The 15,485-nt window shown below is 43.0% G+C and carries 16 protein-coding genes; all 16 read left to right on the top strand.

The features are described 5' to 3' along the window. Positions 1-166: 166 nt before the first annotated feature. The 16 genes from glmU (at position 167) to JKM87_RS16395 (ending at position 15,248) form a co-directional block, all read left to right on the top strand. Positions 167-1,546, top strand: a complete 1,380-nt coding sequence (glmU, locus tag JKM87_RS16320) for a bifunctional UDP-N-acetylglucosamine diphosphorylase/glucosamine-1-phosphate N-acetyltransferase GlmU (protein ID WP_202081445.1) — start codon at positions 167-169, stop codon at positions 1,544-1,546. Between the two features lie 57 nt (positions 1,547-1,603). Beyond that, positions 1,604-2,554, top strand: coding sequence for a ribose-phosphate diphosphokinase (locus tag JKM87_RS16325; protein WP_202081446.1), 951 nt, complete (start codon positions 1,604-1,606; stop codon positions 2,552-2,554). A gap of 105 nt (positions 2,555-2,659) precedes the next feature. After that, positions 2,660-3,277, top strand: coding sequence for a 50S ribosomal protein L25/general stress protein Ctc (locus JKM87_RS16330; protein ID WP_202081447.1), 618 nt, complete (start codon positions 2,660-2,662; stop codon positions 3,275-3,277). Between the two features lie 71 nt (positions 3,278-3,348). Further along, the gene (gene pth / locus JKM87_RS16335; protein WP_202081448.1) at positions 3,349-3,909 is read left to right on the top strand and encodes an aminoacyl-tRNA hydrolase; all 561 of its coding nucleotides are present in this window, start codon (positions 3,349-3,351) and stop codon (positions 3,907-3,909) included. 81 nt (positions 3,910-3,990) lie between these two features. After that, entirely contained in the window at positions 3,991-4,221 is a 231-nt protein-coding gene (locus JKM87_RS16340; protein ID WP_202081449.1) for an anti-sigma-F factor Fin, read from the top strand. A gap of 119 nt (positions 4,222-4,340) precedes the next feature. Beyond that, entirely contained in the window at positions 4,341-7,880 is a 3,540-nt protein-coding gene (mfd, locus tag JKM87_RS16345; RefSeq protein ID WP_202081450.1) for a transcription-repair coupling factor, read from the top strand. Beyond that, positions 7,870-8,931: a peptidylprolyl isomerase gene (locus tag JKM87_RS16350; RefSeq protein WP_202081451.1), complete on the top strand. Its 1,062-nt coding sequence runs from the start codon at positions 7,870-7,872 to the stop codon at positions 8,929-8,931. Before mfd ends, JKM87_RS16350 begins: the two co-directional genes overlap by 11 nt. A gap of 230 nt (positions 8,932-9,161) precedes the next feature. Continuing rightward, positions 9,162-9,704, top strand: coding sequence for a stage V sporulation protein T (gene spoVT, locus JKM87_RS16355; protein WP_202081452.1), 543 nt, complete (start codon positions 9,162-9,164; stop codon positions 9,702-9,704). A 178-nt stretch (positions 9,705-9,882) separates the two neighbouring features. Then, positions 9,883-11,562 carry a putative polysaccharide biosynthesis protein gene (locus tag JKM87_RS16360; protein ID WP_202081453.1) on the top strand — a complete coding sequence of 560 codons (1,680 nt, stop codon included), beginning with the start codon at positions 9,883-9,885 and terminating at the stop codon, positions 11,560-11,562. A gap of 10 nt (positions 11,563-11,572) precedes the next feature. Next, entirely contained in the window at positions 11,573-12,658 is a 1,086-nt protein-coding gene (locus JKM87_RS16365) for a MazG family protein (protein ID WP_202081454.1), read from the top strand. A gap of 77 nt (positions 12,659-12,735) precedes the next feature. Continuing rightward, on the top strand, positions 12,736-13,008 hold the full coding sequence (locus JKM87_RS16370; protein ID WP_202081455.1) for an HU family DNA-binding protein: 273 nt from the start codon (positions 12,736-12,738) through the stop codon (positions 13,006-13,008). Then, the gene (locus JKM87_RS16375) at positions 13,008-13,274 is read left to right on the top strand and encodes an RNA-binding S4 domain-containing protein (RefSeq protein ID WP_202081456.1); all 267 of its coding nucleotides are present in this window, start codon (positions 13,008-13,010) and stop codon (positions 13,272-13,274) included. Before JKM87_RS16370 ends, JKM87_RS16375 begins: the two co-directional genes overlap by 1 nt. 130 nt (positions 13,275-13,404) lie before the next feature. Continuing rightward, positions 13,405-13,701, top strand: coding sequence for a sporulation protein YabP (yabP, locus tag JKM87_RS16380; protein ID WP_202081457.1), 297 nt, complete (start codon positions 13,405-13,407; stop codon positions 13,699-13,701). Further along, positions 13,698-14,336 (top strand): spore cortex biosynthesis protein YabQ, encoded by a 639-nt coding sequence (gene yabQ / locus JKM87_RS16385; protein ID WP_202081458.1) that lies wholly within the window; start codon positions 13,698-13,700, stop codon positions 14,334-14,336. Before yabP ends, yabQ begins: the two co-directional genes overlap by 4 nt. A gap of 12 nt (positions 14,337-14,348) precedes the next feature. Continuing rightward, positions 14,349-14,714 (top strand): FtsB family cell division protein, encoded by a 366-nt coding sequence (locus JKM87_RS16390; protein ID WP_202081459.1) that lies wholly within the window; start codon positions 14,349-14,351, stop codon positions 14,712-14,714. A gap of 102 nt (positions 14,715-14,816) precedes the next feature. Beyond that, entirely contained in the window at positions 14,817-15,248 is a 432-nt protein-coding gene (locus JKM87_RS16395; RefSeq protein ID WP_202081460.1) for a S1 domain-containing RNA-binding protein, read from the top strand. The last annotated feature ends 237 nt before the right edge of the window (positions 15,249-15,485 follow it).

The following is a 15,485-nucleotide window of genomic DNA, read 5'->3' on the forward strand; positions in this document are numbered from 1 at the left end:
GAAAAGAAGATTCAACCTTAAGGTTGGGTCTTCTTTTTATTATGTTAGATGCCATAAGCTAGCAAAAGTTTTGCCCAATGGATAATTTTTTCGACTTCTGAATTCTTGAAAATAAAGAAAGTTTAAGATATAGTCAGAAGGAATAAAACGTTACGGGAGGTACACTATGAGTGATATCTACACCGTTATTTTGGCAGCAGGAAAAGGGACAAGAATGAAATCCAAATTATACAAAGTGTTGCACCCTGTTTGCGGGAAACCTATGGTTCAACACGTTGTAGATAATTCTCGCCAGATGAAGCCAAAAGATACGGTTTTAGTCATCGGCCATGGTGCCGATAAGGTCAAAGAAGAGCTAGGTCCAGACGTGACATACGTCCTTCAAGAGGAACAGCTCGGTACAGGTCATGCGGTGATGGTCACGCGGGATCATTTATTAGATAAAAATGGGACAACACTGATATTATACGGGGATACACCCCTTGTGACGGCTGACGTTTTACAACAGCTCGTCAATCATCATCATGAAGTGGGTGCAGCGGCTACGATTCTGACAGCTCAAGTGAGCGACCCAACAGGTTATGGTAGAGTCGTCAGAAATGAACATGCTGATGTCACGCGGATCGTGGAACAAAAGGACGCCACACCTGAAGAACAGCAAATCAAAGAGATTAATACGGGCATGTATTGTTTTGACAATCAAAAACTCGTATCAATTCTACCCCAATTGACGAACGATAATGTACAAGGGGAATACTATATTACCGATTGTATTGAGATCCTTAAAAAACAAGAAGAAAAAGTATCTGCGTATATCACTCCGGATGCCGACATTACAATGGGTGTTAACGATCGTGTCGCCTTAGCGGAAGCGGAAAAGAAACTGAGAAAACGTTTAAATGAGCAGCATATGAGAGAAGGTGTGACCATCATTGACCCTGATCACACTTATATTGGGGTAGACGTTAAGATCGGTCAGGATACCGTGATACATCCTGGTACATCGCTCAGCGGGCAAACGGTCATCGGAGAGGATTGTGTGATTGGGCCAAACGCCGACATACGTGACGCTCAAATAGGAGAGGGAACAACAGTGCAACATTCCACGCTGACGGAGAGCACAGTTGGAGAACAGACCACTATCGGCCCATACGCTTATATACGCCCCGGAAGCGATATTGGGGATAACTGTAAAATTGGTGATTTTGTCGAGGTTAAAAATGCGGTTGTTGGCGATGGCGCTAAGATACCACATCTAAGCTACATAGGAGATGCCGATATAGGTAAAAAAGTGAACATGGGCTGTGGGTCTATCACAGTTAACTATGACGGGCAACAAAAGCACCGCACTGTTGTTGAAGAAGGAAGCTTTGTCGGGTGTAATGTCAACCTTATCGCACCTGTAGAAGTCGGAAAAGGTTCATATATTGCCGCGGGCTCCACGATTAATCGTTCGGTCCCAGAGAATAGCTTAGCGATCGCAAGGGAAAAACAAACGAACAAAGAAGGATACGCTTCGAGGTTGAGGGCAAAAAATAAAAAATAAATCATCACATAGATCAACATTCAAGATGAAATCAAAGTCGGAGGGAAAGAACAAGATATGGCCAACTATCGTGACCCAAAGTTAAAGGTATTTACATGTAATGCTAATCAATCTTTAGCGAAAGAAATATGTGATCATATAGGTGTTCCCTTAGGAAAAGCGAATATCTCTCATTTCAGTGATGGTGAAATATCGGTGCATATTAACGAAAGTGTCCGGGGGGCAGACGTCTTTGTCATTCAGTCTACATGTGCACCTGTGAATGATCACATTATGGAGATGCTCGTGATGATTGATGCCCTAAAGCGGGCGTCAGCCAAAAGTATCAACGTTGTTATGCCATACTATGGATATGCTAGACAGGATCGGAAGGCAAGAGCAAGAGATCCTATTACAGCCAAACTGGTCGCTAACCTAATCCAGACAGCAGGGGCGAACAGAGTCATCACGATGGATTTACACGCCACACAAATTCAAGGGTTCTTTGATATTCCAGTGGATCATTTGTTTGGCGTCCCGATACTTGGTGATCACTTCTTAGAGAAAAACTTAGAAGATGTTGTTGTCGTATCACCGGACCATGGGGGTGTGACCAGAGCGAGAAAATTAGCTGAACGCCTGAAAGCGCCGATTGCCATTATTGATAAGCGTCGACCTAAACCAAATGTTGCTGAAATTATGAATATCGTTGGTCATATTGAAGGCAAAACAGCGATCTTAATTGATGACATCATCGATACGGCGGGAACGATTACACTAGCAGCGAACGCATTATCCGATAACGGAGCCAAGGAAGTTTATGCCTGCTGTACACATCCAGTCCTATCTGGCCCTGCCATGGAACGTATAACCCAATCAAAAATCAAGGAACTCGTCGTCACAAACTCCATTCCTCTAACCGAGGATAAGAAAAATGATCAAGTGCGCGTCCTTTCAGTCGCTTCTCTTATGGGGGAAGCCATTATTCGAGTGCATGAGGAGTTATCTGTGAGTAAACTTTTCGACTAGATACGCGTTGCCTAACAATCGGTGACAGCATAGATTTCTTCATGAGTGTTTGACACCTTCCACCTAGGGGAATACTGGGGACAATAATATAGGGAAGGTGATCATATGCAAAAACTAGCCGCTCAACCGAGGCAGACCGAAAGGAAATCAGTTGCCAAGAATTTAAGGCAAGAAGGAAGAATACCTGCTGTCGTCTACGGTGAGAAAGTCGGAAACGCTTCTTTGTCCGTGGAAGAAGGGGAATTCTCCAAGCTCCTTAGAGAGTATGGACATAACGTGCTAGTCAAATTAGATTGGGACGGTCAACAAGCCACAGCCATCATAGGTGAAGTGCAGAGTGATCCATTAAAAGGGACAACGTTACATGTTGATTTCCAAGAGGTGAACCTAGACAAAACTTTAACGGCTGACATACCTTTGGAGTGGGTTGGGGAGGATGGAGCAAACAAAAAAGGTGTATTACAGAAACAAACCCATGCCTTACAAGTAGAGTGTCTACCGAAAGACTTACCGGATTATATTACTGTCGACGTTTCAGCACTTGACATTGGTGATAGTCTGTCAGTAGGAGACTTAAATTTTGGACAAGGCATAAAGCCGACTAATGAAGAAGATACAGTTATTGTACGTTTAGCCGCACCATCTACTGAAACGGAACCAGAAGAACCGCAGCAGGAGGTAAATGAACCAGAATTAGTGGAAAATGATGATGGTGAAGATTAATTGTTGGACGATAGGCGTAACCGGATGGGGTTGCGCCTTCCTTAAGTGTACGCAAATGGGGAGGAAAGATCATGAAATTGATTGTGGGACTAGGAAATCCCGGTCCAAAGTATGAGGATACGAGACATAATATAGGGTTTATGGTCATCGATCACCTTGCTAGAGCATTAAATATAGAGGTGACACAAAACAAGGGCAAGGGATTAGTGGGGGAAGGTTTAGTTGAAGGACAAAAAGTGATGCTCGTGAAACCGATGACGTATATGAACCTATCAGGAGAATGTGTACGCGCTTTAATGGATTATTATAAAATACCGATTGATGATGTCCTCATCATTTACGATGACTTGGACCTGCCATTCGCTAAGTTTAAGCTAAGAATGAAAGGGAGTTCTGCCGGACATAACGGCTTAAAATCTATTATTGCTCACTTGGGCACCCAAGCTTTCCAGCGTGTCAAAATGGGAATTGGGCGACCAGAATATGGTGACATTATCCCTTATGTACTAGGAAAGTTTGCCAAAGAAGAACAGAAGCATCTCCAGCCGTGGATTGAAGAAGCTGGGGAAGCAAGTCTTGCGTTTGTCACAGAACCTGATTTTTCAAAAGTAATGAATCGTTTTAATCGTTAATAGGACAATTAATGAATGAATACGCTTAAAACATGGCATACTAAAAATGGATTATGTTTAGACAACAGGAGGAAAAACTTCATGGCCATCCGTTACGTATGCCGTTATTGTAATCACCACCTTGGTGATATACGTCATCAAGAAGTGGAAGAAGAGAAACTGGGTTTTCATGCCCTATCTGCAACTGAGCGTGAACAAATGCTGCAATATCAGGAAAATGGTGATATTATTGCTCAAGTGTGCTGCGAGCATTGCCAAGAAACGATTCAAAGATATCCGGAGTTGTTACTTCAGACAGACATTTTACAGTAAACATAGAGGGATAAGCCTTAGAACGGTCTAAGGCTTATTTGCCTTGTGAGTTCGCAATCATATATGACTAATCGTCCTTCATGTTAAAACTATCAATAGGTGCGAGAGAGGAGGTTGCTATGAATAGGATTATACAACACTTTTCCTTAGGAGAAGATTTTCAAAACGTGCAAACGGCATACGAAAATGGGATAAAAGAACAAATGGTGTCTGGCCTAAGTGGCTCTTCCCGAACACTATTTATGAGTGCCATCTATCAAAAGCAAGAACAATCTGTTCTGGTTGTCACACATAATCTCTATCAGGCTCAGAAAGTTTATGAGGATATGGTAGAGTGGTTACCAGAAGAGGATGTCTTACTGTATCCCGTCAATGACCTGATGTCCTCTGAAATTGCAACCGCAAGTCCAGAGTTAAAGGGGCAACGTATTCAAGTCCTAAATGAATGTTTAGAACCGAATAAAAAAGTATTAATTGTACCTTTAGCAGGCATTCGTCGCTTGTTGCCACCGAAGGAAGAATGGCAGCAGTCGCAAATAACTTTTTCTTTAGGTGAAGACGTAGATTTAGAAACGCTACAACATCAGTTGAATCACTTAGGGTATCAGAGGGTGGATATGGTAGAAACACATGGCGAATATAGTGTTCGTGGTGGCATTATCGATATACTACCTGCTTCTGATGACCACCCTATAAGAATGGAATTGTTTGATACCGAGGTGGATTCCATTCGCACCTTTGACTTAGAGACACAACGCTCAATAGAACAGAAAAAGCAAGTCACCATTGGCCCCACTTCCGAATTGATTATCAAACCAGAGCATTACCAAAGTGCTGCCCAAGCACTAGGCTCTATGCTAGAGACACAACTAGGACGTATGAAGGATCAGGATGCCAAAGACAAATTACAAGAAAAACTAGGATGGGAGCTCGAACAATTAGAACAAGAAGCTGCTTTTCAAGGCATCTACAAGTATGTCAGTGTATTATATGAAAGGCAAACCACGCTTTTAGATTACTTATCAAAGGATACTGTTATCATTGTCGACGAACCCACTAGAGTATTGGAGTCTGAAGAACATTACAAGACGGAAGAAGCAGATTGGCAAACGTCCTTGATACACGCAGGTGAGTATTTGGGCGATCTCCAATTATCTCAACCATTGGACCAGTGGTTAGGTAAGAAGGTTAATCCGATTATCTACTTGTCTTTATTTCTTAGACAAATACCTCATACGCATCCAGAAAATATTGTGAGCTTCACTTCTAAAACGATGCAGAACTTCCATGGGCAACTGCCCATGCTTAAGAATGAAGTGGCCCGTTGGAAGAAAAGTAAACAAGTGGTGGTCTTTCTTGCGAGTGATACAGACCGAGCGGAACGTATGTTAAATGCGCTTCAGGACTTTGACATTGAGATTTCACATGATCGCGGACAGGTTTTAGAAGAGGGAAGTCCTGTCGTGATGACGGGCAGTTTACATCAAGGATTTGAGCTTCCACTTCACTCACTCGTGGTTGTGACTGAAAGTGAAGTTTTCACTAAACAACAAAAAAGGCGCTCTAGAAAAAGCAGACAGCTCTCCAACGCTGAGAGAATTAAGAATTATACAGAACTTAACGTAGGAGATTACGTCGTCCACATTAATCACGGGATCGGTAAATATCTCGGTATCGAGACGCTCGAGATTGGTGGGGTGCATAAGGATTACCTTAATCTAAGATACTCTGGGAATGACAAGCTATATGTCCCTGTCGAACAGATCGATCAGGTACAAAAATACGTCGGGGGAGAAGAAAAAGAACCTAAGCTGTATTCCTTAGGCGGTAGTGAATGGAAGAAAGTAAAAAGTAAAGTACAATCATCCGTCAAAGACATTGCTGCTGACCTTATTAAGCTTTATGCCCAAAGAGAAGCAACAACCGGTTACGCCTTTAATAAAGACAGCGCCATGCATCGTGAATTTGACTCCTTATTTCCATATCAAGAGACGGAGGATCAACTTCGCGCCATTGAGGAAATTAAAAAGGACATGGAACGGACGCGCCCTATGGACCGTCTATTATGTGGAGACGTAGGCTACGGCAAGACCGAGGTGGCTATCCGTGCAGCGTTCAAAGCGATAATGGATGGCAAACAAGTGGCGATCCTAGTACCGACCACCATACTGGCCCAACAGCATTACGAAACGTTAAGAGAGAGGTTTAACGATTATCCAGTTGAGATTGAAGTTTTGAGTCGTTTCCGTACGAGGAAGGAACAAAACCAAACGGTGAAAAAGTTAAAGGAAGGCCTTGTAGACGTCGTAATTGGAACCCATCGTCTCTTATCTAAGGATATCGTGTTTAAGGACTTAGGATTGCTTGTCGTCGATGAAGAGCAACGTTTTGGTGTCTCGCACAAAGAAAAAATCAAACAAATGAAGCAAAACGTGGATGTCTTGACATTAACGGCAACCCCCATTCCAAGAACCTTGCATATGTCCATGCTTGGTGTACGTGATCTATCCGTTATAGAAACCCCGCCTGAGAACCGTTTTCCGGTACAGACGTATGTCGTTGAATTTAATGCTGCACTCATACGGGAGGCGATAGAAAGGGAGTTAGCCAGGGGGGGACAAGTATATTTCTTGTACAACCAAGTACAAGGGATCGACCAAATGGCTGAACATATTCGCGCTTTAGTACCAGACGCCAGAATCGCAACAGCGCATGGTAAAATGAAAGAAACGGAGCTAGAAGCCATTATGATTGACTTTCTTGATGGAGAGTATGACGTCCTCGTGAGCACGACGATCATTGAGACGGGCGTTGATATTCCTAATGTGAATACGCTCATCATTCATGATGCCGATAAAATGGGATTATCACAGCTCTATCAGCTGAGAGGTAGAGTCGGTCGTTCCAGTCGTATGGCTTATGCTTATTTCACATACCAGAGAGATAAAGTGTTAACGGAAGTGGCTGAGAAACGCCTTCAAGCCATTAAGGAATTTACTGAGCTTGGTTCAGGCTTTAAAATCGCCATGCGAGACCTTTCTATTCGAGGAGCCGGTAACTTACTCGGAGCTGAACAGCATGGTTTTATCGCTTCAGTCGGTTTTGATTTATACTCTCAGATGTTAAAAGAAGCCATAGAAGAAATGAAGGGTGAAACCAAGGTAGAGGATAAAAAAGAGTTAGAACTAGACTTACATGTGGACGCCTACCTCCCTGACAGTTATATTAAAGATGGGAAGCAAAAGATTGAGATGTACAAAAAAGTTCATGCCACCCGTACGCAAAAGGACGTATTTGAGCTTGAAGATGAGCTGTTAGACCGTTTTGGCACGATACCAGACCCAGTTCAACGCTTGATGTCTGTGGCAAAGGTACGGGCATACGCCCATCACCTTAACTTAGAGAGCATCATCCAAAAACAGGGTGTTGTGCGGATGCTCTTTGAGCAAAACCAGAATGATAAACTCGATGGAGGGAAGCTTTTTCAAATTGTCACAGAATTTGGCCGAAAAGTCGGATTGATTTCCGAGCACCAAATTGGTATATCTGTTAGAATAAAGGGGTTAGCTGAAACGGAATGGCTAAGTATAATTGAAAGACTATTACATCAATTAGTTGAAGGAGACATCCTGAAAGGAGAAGAAGAGCATGCACTTTAAACGATTCACCATTTTAGCATTGGTTGTTGCACTGTCCTTGATCGTAGCCGCTTGTGGAGGAGGTAACGATGAAGAGGCATCAGGAGACGAACAAAATGCTGATCTACCAATGGAACCAGACATCTCATTTACAGAAATAGACCGCACTGGCTTAGAAGCTGATACCGTGGTGGCAACGTATGAGGGTGGAGAGATTACCGGTGACCAATTGGCTAGTTATTTAGGTTTCCATGGTTTTGTCAATCCTAGTGTTCAAGTAAACGAAGCAGAAAGTCGCCAAGAACTACTTAAATTCTTAATCCTTCAGGAAACGGTCGCTGATGAAGTGGCGTCAACTGAATGGGCAGAACAAAAAGCTGAAGAGCTATGGGATGAGATCAACAGCGTGTACACAGAAGATCAGACTGAAGAAGCTTACGAAAAACTGCACACTTCTGAAGAAGAGATTAAAGACCATCTCGTAGGGTATTACTTAATGGAGAGCTATTTCCGTGAACAAATCGACGAAGATGAAGCTTTGGCGTTCTATGAAGACATCCAAGAACAGATCACAACCGCTTCAGTTCGTCATATATTAGTGGCAACTGAAGAACAACAGCCAGATGGGTCGATGGAAGAAATCCGCACAGAGGAAGAAGCGAAGCAATTAGCGGATGAGCTTTATGCAGACCTTCAAGAAGGGGCTGACTTTGCCGAGCTAGCAGCAGAACATACAGATGATCCAGGAAGCAAAGATAACGGGGGTTTGTATGAGGACGTTGCCGTTGGCCAGTGGGTTCCAGAGTTCAAACAAGCTGCACTAGAGCAAGATATTGATGAGATTGGTGAGCCGGTTAAGACCGACTTTGGATACCATATCATTCGCGTCGAGGACCGTACTGTGACACCTTTTGAAGAGATTGAAGATAACGTTTATGGTCAATTGGCGAACGATAAGATCTATGATTACTACTCTAATACCCTTCCGGATAAAATTGAGGAAATTAACATTCAAGTTGAAGAGGCGGATGCTGATGATCAATCAGAAGATGCTCAATCTGAAGACGAGTAAGCTATAACGTAACGGCGGTGTCAATCTGTCACTGTCATATAAGAGTGAAAAAAGGGCCACATCAAGGCTCTTTTTTTTTGTCTAAAATCAGTTTTTCCTGTGATTAGTGCATATGTTTTATCTTGGTACAAATAATAAAGGCAAGACCTGCAGAGGCAAGGATAAAAAGGGAGATGTGACATTTAACCAAAATACAACAAAGAAAAACAAAGAAAGAGAGGCATCAATACATGAAAGCAACAGGCATTGTTCGTCGAATTGATGATTTGGGAAGAGTTGTCATTCCTAAAGAAATTCGTCGCACGTTAAGAATTAGAGAAGGAGACCCACTGGAGATATTTGTAGATCGTGAAGGTGAAGTGATATTAAAGAAGTACTCCCCGATTGGCGAATTGGGGGACTTTGCCAAAGAATATGCGGACTCATTGTATGAAAGTTTAGGACATACCACCCTTATTTGTGACCGTGACCATATTATTGCGGTTGCTGGCATATCGAAAAAAGAGTACTTAGAAAAATCAGTTGGACATGTCGTTGAATCAAGTATGAACGAACGCAAAACATTGGTAGAGGGTAACAAAGGAAATTTTGAGATTTGCAAAGATGTGAATGAAGAATATACATCATACTGTGTATCCCCTATTGTAGCAGGAGGAGACCCTATCGGTGCTGTTATCCTCTTAAGTAAACAAGAGGGCGTCGATATGGGGGACATCGAAGAAAAATTAACGGAAACGGCAGCAGGATTTTTAGGTAAACAAATGGAGCAGTAAGTTTGAAGATAGACACGTGAGCCTATCCTAGTGGTAGGCTTTTTTTATTGTGTCAAAAACGTCCTAAATAAATTTTTAGCCCCAAGTACGGAAATAGGATTAGACCAAAGAACAACGTCATGAGGCTTATAATGTGGTATAATATGGGGAGTTTGGCGAGTGAGAGGAGTTCACATCCATGACAGAGCAAGAACAAACAAAAGTCTTATTAAAAGGAACTGCGATATTAGCTGCTGCAGCTCTTATATCCAAGGTTTTGGGTGTTGTGTACCGTATCCCATATCAAAACATAACAGGGGATTTAGGTTTGTATGTCTTTCAACAAGTGTATCCATTATATAGTTTGTTATTAATAGTGGCGACGGCTGGGTTTCCTATAGCTGTTTCCAAGCTAGTGGCCGAAAGGATTGCTTTAGGAGATCATAACGGAGCCAAAAGGGTGTTCCGGGTGTCAGCCGTCGCGCTGTCACTGACCGGTCTTGTCACGTTTTTAGCCATGTACGCGGGGGCGCCGTATATCGCCTCCTGGATGGAAGATGATGGCCTTATCTTGCCCTTACGCAGTGTATCATTTGCCTTATTAATTGTGCCCTTTATGGCTGCCATACGTGGATATTTCCAAGGTCATCAAAATATGGTACCGACGGCCATATCTCAGGTCATCGAGCAAATTATAAGAGTAATCACGATTATTGCACTCAGTTACTGGTTTATGGCCAATCAATATGATGAGTACTATGCGGGTGCCGGTGCTGTTTTTGGTGCTTTTACCGGGGCGGCGGCCGCGCTGATCTTTTTATTATTACTGTGGCGTCGAGTACAAGCTAAGCACAATAAACAACCACAAAAAGCGACGCCCACCACGGAAGAGTCCCATGGTGATGAGGATCAATCATCAGCGCCAGAGACTTTCACTCAAGAAACGGTAGTCCAGCTTATTAAGCGCATTTTATACTTAGCCATTCCGATATGTCTAGGCGCGATGGTTTTACCGTTGTTTCAAATAGTGGATGCGATGACGGTGGTTAAAGTTCTTAATCATACAGGTATCGAACCGATCGATTCTAGGAATTTAAAAGGGGTCTTTGATCGGGGGCAGCCCCTCGTCCAATTCGCTGCCTTCTTTGCGACAGCTTTATCATTGGCTCTAGTCCCTTCTATTTCTGAGGCTTACGCCAAAAATAACCACAAACTCATCGCCGTTCGGTCTGAAATGGCTTTAAGGTTAACTTTATTTTTAGGACTGGCAGCTTCTTTTGGTCTTGCGGTGTTAGCAGGTCCTGTCAATATTATGCTGTACAAAACGGGCGATGGTACGATAACGCTTGCTGTCCTCGCTTTTACGACCATGTTTTCAACACTCGGGATTGCGTCCGGTGCCGTGTTACAGGGGCTCGGCCGTGTTATCTTACCTGCCCGAAATTTGCTCGCAGGTGTTGTTGTCAAGACTATACTTAACGTTGCCCTTATTCCGATATGGGGGATCACTGGTGCCGCATTAGCTACCGTCTTAGCTTACGGTGTAGCCACCATCCTAAATCTTGTGGCCTTGCACAAAATCACGAAATTGCAACTATCCTTTAAGGTATTTTTCGCCAAGCCGTTCACGGCCGTTATAGCAATGGCCGTGTTGGTCTGGTTAACAATGGAAGGTCTATTGTTCGCCTTAAGTGGTGTCATTACGCATGAGCGTATATATTTTGCCATTGTGGCCTTATCTTCAGTGGCAGTGGGTGTCGTCACCTATGCACTTGGACTATTAAAGTTCGGTGCTGTGACTAAGGAGGAGCTGCAATCAGTTCCTAAAGTTAATCGGTTCGTTCCCTTATTAGATAAGTTTAAATTCTTTAAATCGTAGGAGGTCAGAGATGTCTATCATACACGTGGTTGGTCTAGGAGCTGGAGACTTGAAACAGTTACCGCTAGGTAGCTACGATGTGTTGAAAGAAAGTCAATTGATCTATCTCCGGACAAAGGAACATCCTGTTGTTCACCAACTGGAACAAGAAGGCTTAACGTATGAATCATTTGATGAGATATATGAGCAACAGGATGATTTTGAAGCAGTGTACGAACAGATTGTAACGACGCTGTTGGACAAGGCCAAGGATCTAGAAGTACTCGTATACGCTGTACCTGGCCATCCTATAGTGGCTGAGAAAACAGTGCAATTACTCTTACAACGCGGACCCTACCACGATTGTCAAATCATCGTTGGGGCGGGTCAAAGCTTTATTGATCCCTTACTTAGTCGGTTGCGTGTCGACCCTGTGGAGGGGTTCGCACTGTTAGACGCACTAGCCTTCAGCGTGAAAGATATTCAACCAGAATGCCATATGATACTGACACAAGTGTATGACGCTATGGTGGCTTCCGAGGTGAAGCTGACGTTAATGGAGATTTTCCCAGATGAATATGAAGTCACGATTGCCACAGCCGTAGGGTCGGCACAGGAGGTTGTACAGACGGTGCCATTATACGCATTAGATCGTGTAACGGAAATGAACAACCTCACAGCAGTGTATGTACCACCAACAGATGAGGAGCGCATCCTTAACCGCCGCTATGAAAAATCTAGAGACATCTTTCGTACACTAAGAGGACCGGATGGATGCCCTTGGGACAAGAAACAGACGCACCAAAGTCTGAAAAAGTACATGCTTGAAGAAGCCCAAGAGGTGGTAGAGGCGATTGAGGAAGATGATGTCGATCATCTCATAGAAGAACTGGGTGATGTGCTATTACAAGTGTTCCTACATGCACAGATTGGGGAGGACGAGGGGTTATTCACCATGGAAGACGTGATACAGTCATTGAACGACAAGATGATTCGACGTCATCCTCATGTGTTTGGAGATTCCTCCGTGGATCAGGTGCAGGACGTGATCGATCAATGGGAAAATATCAAGGTACAAGAAAAACAAAAAAACGGGAGCACTGAGGAAAAAAAATAATATTTTTTCTTCATAAAGAAGGATTTCCTCAGTCAGTCACGAATAAGTTGGGTAGATTGAAAGGGAGGTATAGACTTATGAACAAAACTGAGTTAGTGTCTAACATTGCTGAAAAAAGCGGTCTAACAAAAAAGGACGTTGAAACTGTCGTGAACGGTTTATTAGATGAAATTACGGGCGCACTTTCTTCCGGTGATAAAGTGCAGTTTGTTGGGTTCGGTACGTTTGAAACTCGCAAACGCGCAAGCCGCTCTGGACGTAACCCACAAACGGGTAAAGAGATCCAAATTCCAGAGACGACTGTTCCAGCATTCAAAGCTGGTAACAAGCTTAAAGAAGCTGTAAAATAATGCGCTTAGATAAGTTTCTAAAGGTGTCTAGACTGATTAAACGCCGTACATTGGCCAAAGAAGTATGTGAAAAAGGCCGAGTATGGATTAACGGGAATCAAGCTAAAGCGAGTAGTACGGTCCAGGTAGGGGACACGTTACAGATTCGTTTTGGACACAAACTTGTTTCTGTTCAGGTCGACAACCTTAGAGAAACGAGTAAAAAGGATGAAGCGGGATCCATGTATACCCTAAAGTCGGAAGAACCGCTGGATTCGGAGAAATGAGTCCTTAATGACCTCTTAAGTGGGCAAAGTTGCCTTGCCATACTTAAGAGGTTTTTTAATGCTTTTACACCAAATTTAGTTCTAAACCCCTATCCTGTCCCATAATTTATACTAGAAGGAGGGGACAGGTATGGACCATAATCGGTACGGCCATATAGAAAGTAATAGTCATGAGATAAAGATGAATAATAGGAAGTCTATGGACATCTCAGGTGTCATCAATGTTGAAAGTTTTGACAACGAAGAATTCTTACTCGAAACGGAGTGCGGATTTCTAGCGATACGTGGTCAGAACCTGCACATGAAAAACTTAAACGTTGAGAATGGGCTGGTATCTATAGAAGGCACGATCGCGGATATGGCTTACGTCGATCACACTTCAAGCGGGGATAAAGCTAAAGGCCTCTTTAGCAAGTTATTTAAATGAGTTTAACGATACAAGCTCTGACCATGCTTCATATGGTTGGGGCTGGTCTTTATCTCGGTGCCTCCCACGATACGTATGCCCGTTTAAGACTGAAAAAAAACCAATGGCTCACTTTTGTTCAAGACTTTCTATTCTGGCTGCTGAACGGGCTCTTTATCTTTTTGTGGCTTCAGTGGGTGAACGAAGGGGTCGTGAGAGTTTACATCTTTTTATCTCTCCTCTGTGGTTACGCCATGTATCGAGCTTTATTTCAAAACTTGTACAGACGTACCCTAGATACGATTATCCGCATCGTCGCCTGGTCTTATCATACCGTGATTAAAGTGACGGACATATTACTGATAAAACCCATGGTTTATCTATATAAAATGATTATTGCGCTCATCGTTATGGTCATGACCTTACTTTTACGTATCGGTCAGTTTGGGTTACGTTTTTTAGGCGTGTTATGGCGTCCTTTGGGGCGTTTGATAAGCAGACTGAGGAACGCCATCGCAACGAGGTTTAAACGGTGGCTCGCTCATAAAATAAAGAAAAAAGAAGTAAAAAAGGGACCTCATACACAACAGCAAAATAAAAAAGAAGGTTTTTTTATAAGGATGTTGAATAGGTTGTTAAACAAATTCCAGAAGTAAGGATGATCCAAGATGCAACCTTTTCAACACCCGCCTTTACAACATACTCAGAGAGCGCAACAACAAGTTCGAGAAGGACTCGCAGAAGAGGAGCGCCAAGCAAGAAAACGTAAAAAGCGCTTTAAAATACTTGGTGTCGGTTTAGTTGTATTTATGATTTGGGCAGGTACAAAATGGACGGCACAGACAGAAGAGATCGTCAAACGGCAGGAAGAGCTTGAAATGGTTCAAGCACAGGTGGACCAAGCGGAAGAAGAACAGATGGAGCTTGTGTACCAGGTGCGCAGATTGCATGACAAAGACTATATTGCTGAGATTGCACGTAGCCAACTTTTCCTTTCACGACCAGGAGAAATGATATTTGTACCCGGGGAGTAAAAACTGGAAGTGGATTTCGTTGCACACCATGACAAACTTCGGGTATAATCTGAAGTAGAGAGGTTTATTTTTATTTAGTTTTTAAGGAGGATCATTTCGTAAATGTCAATCGAAGTAGGCAGCAAGTTAGAAGGAAAGGTTACAGGGATTACTCACTTTGGTGCATTCGTTGAGCTGCCCGAAGGAGTTACAGGTCTTGTCCACATCAGTGAAATTGCAGATAACTATGTGAAGGATGTCAACGAATTTTTAAAGATCAACGATAAGGTCACAGTGAAAGTGATCAACGTTGAAAAAGATGGTAAGATTGGACTATCTATCAGAAAGGCACAAGATCGCCCTGCGCGTGAAAACAAGCCTTCCAAGTCTGCGAAGCCTCACCATTCCGGTGACTCTGACCGTCCACGTTCTCGTCGTCGTTCAGCGAGTTTTGAGGACCTCATGAACCGATTTCAAAAAGATAGCGAAGATCGCTTGACGACATTAAAAAAACAGGATTCCAAACGAGGAGGTCGAGGTGGCCGTCGAAGCTAATTGCCATTTATATCATGTCAATGACATAAAACACAAAGCATGAAATGTTTAAATATAGATCTATAAGAAGGCACTGAAACTTTCAGTGTCTTTTTTATATATCGTGACAAGTTCCCCCACTAACGAAGACTAATAGTGCAAATGCAGCACTGATTTTAGCTGAACAATTGGAATTATGTCGCACACTTTTTTGTGAGGTGCTGCTTATTTTGACAAATTCTTAGGAGCCTCCTCGTT

The sequence above is a fragment of the Caldalkalibacillus salinus genome, from assembly GCF_016745835.1.
Classification (GTDB): domain Bacteria; phylum Bacillota; class Bacilli; order Caldalkalibacillales; family JCM-10596; genus Caldalkalibacillus_A; species Caldalkalibacillus_A salinus.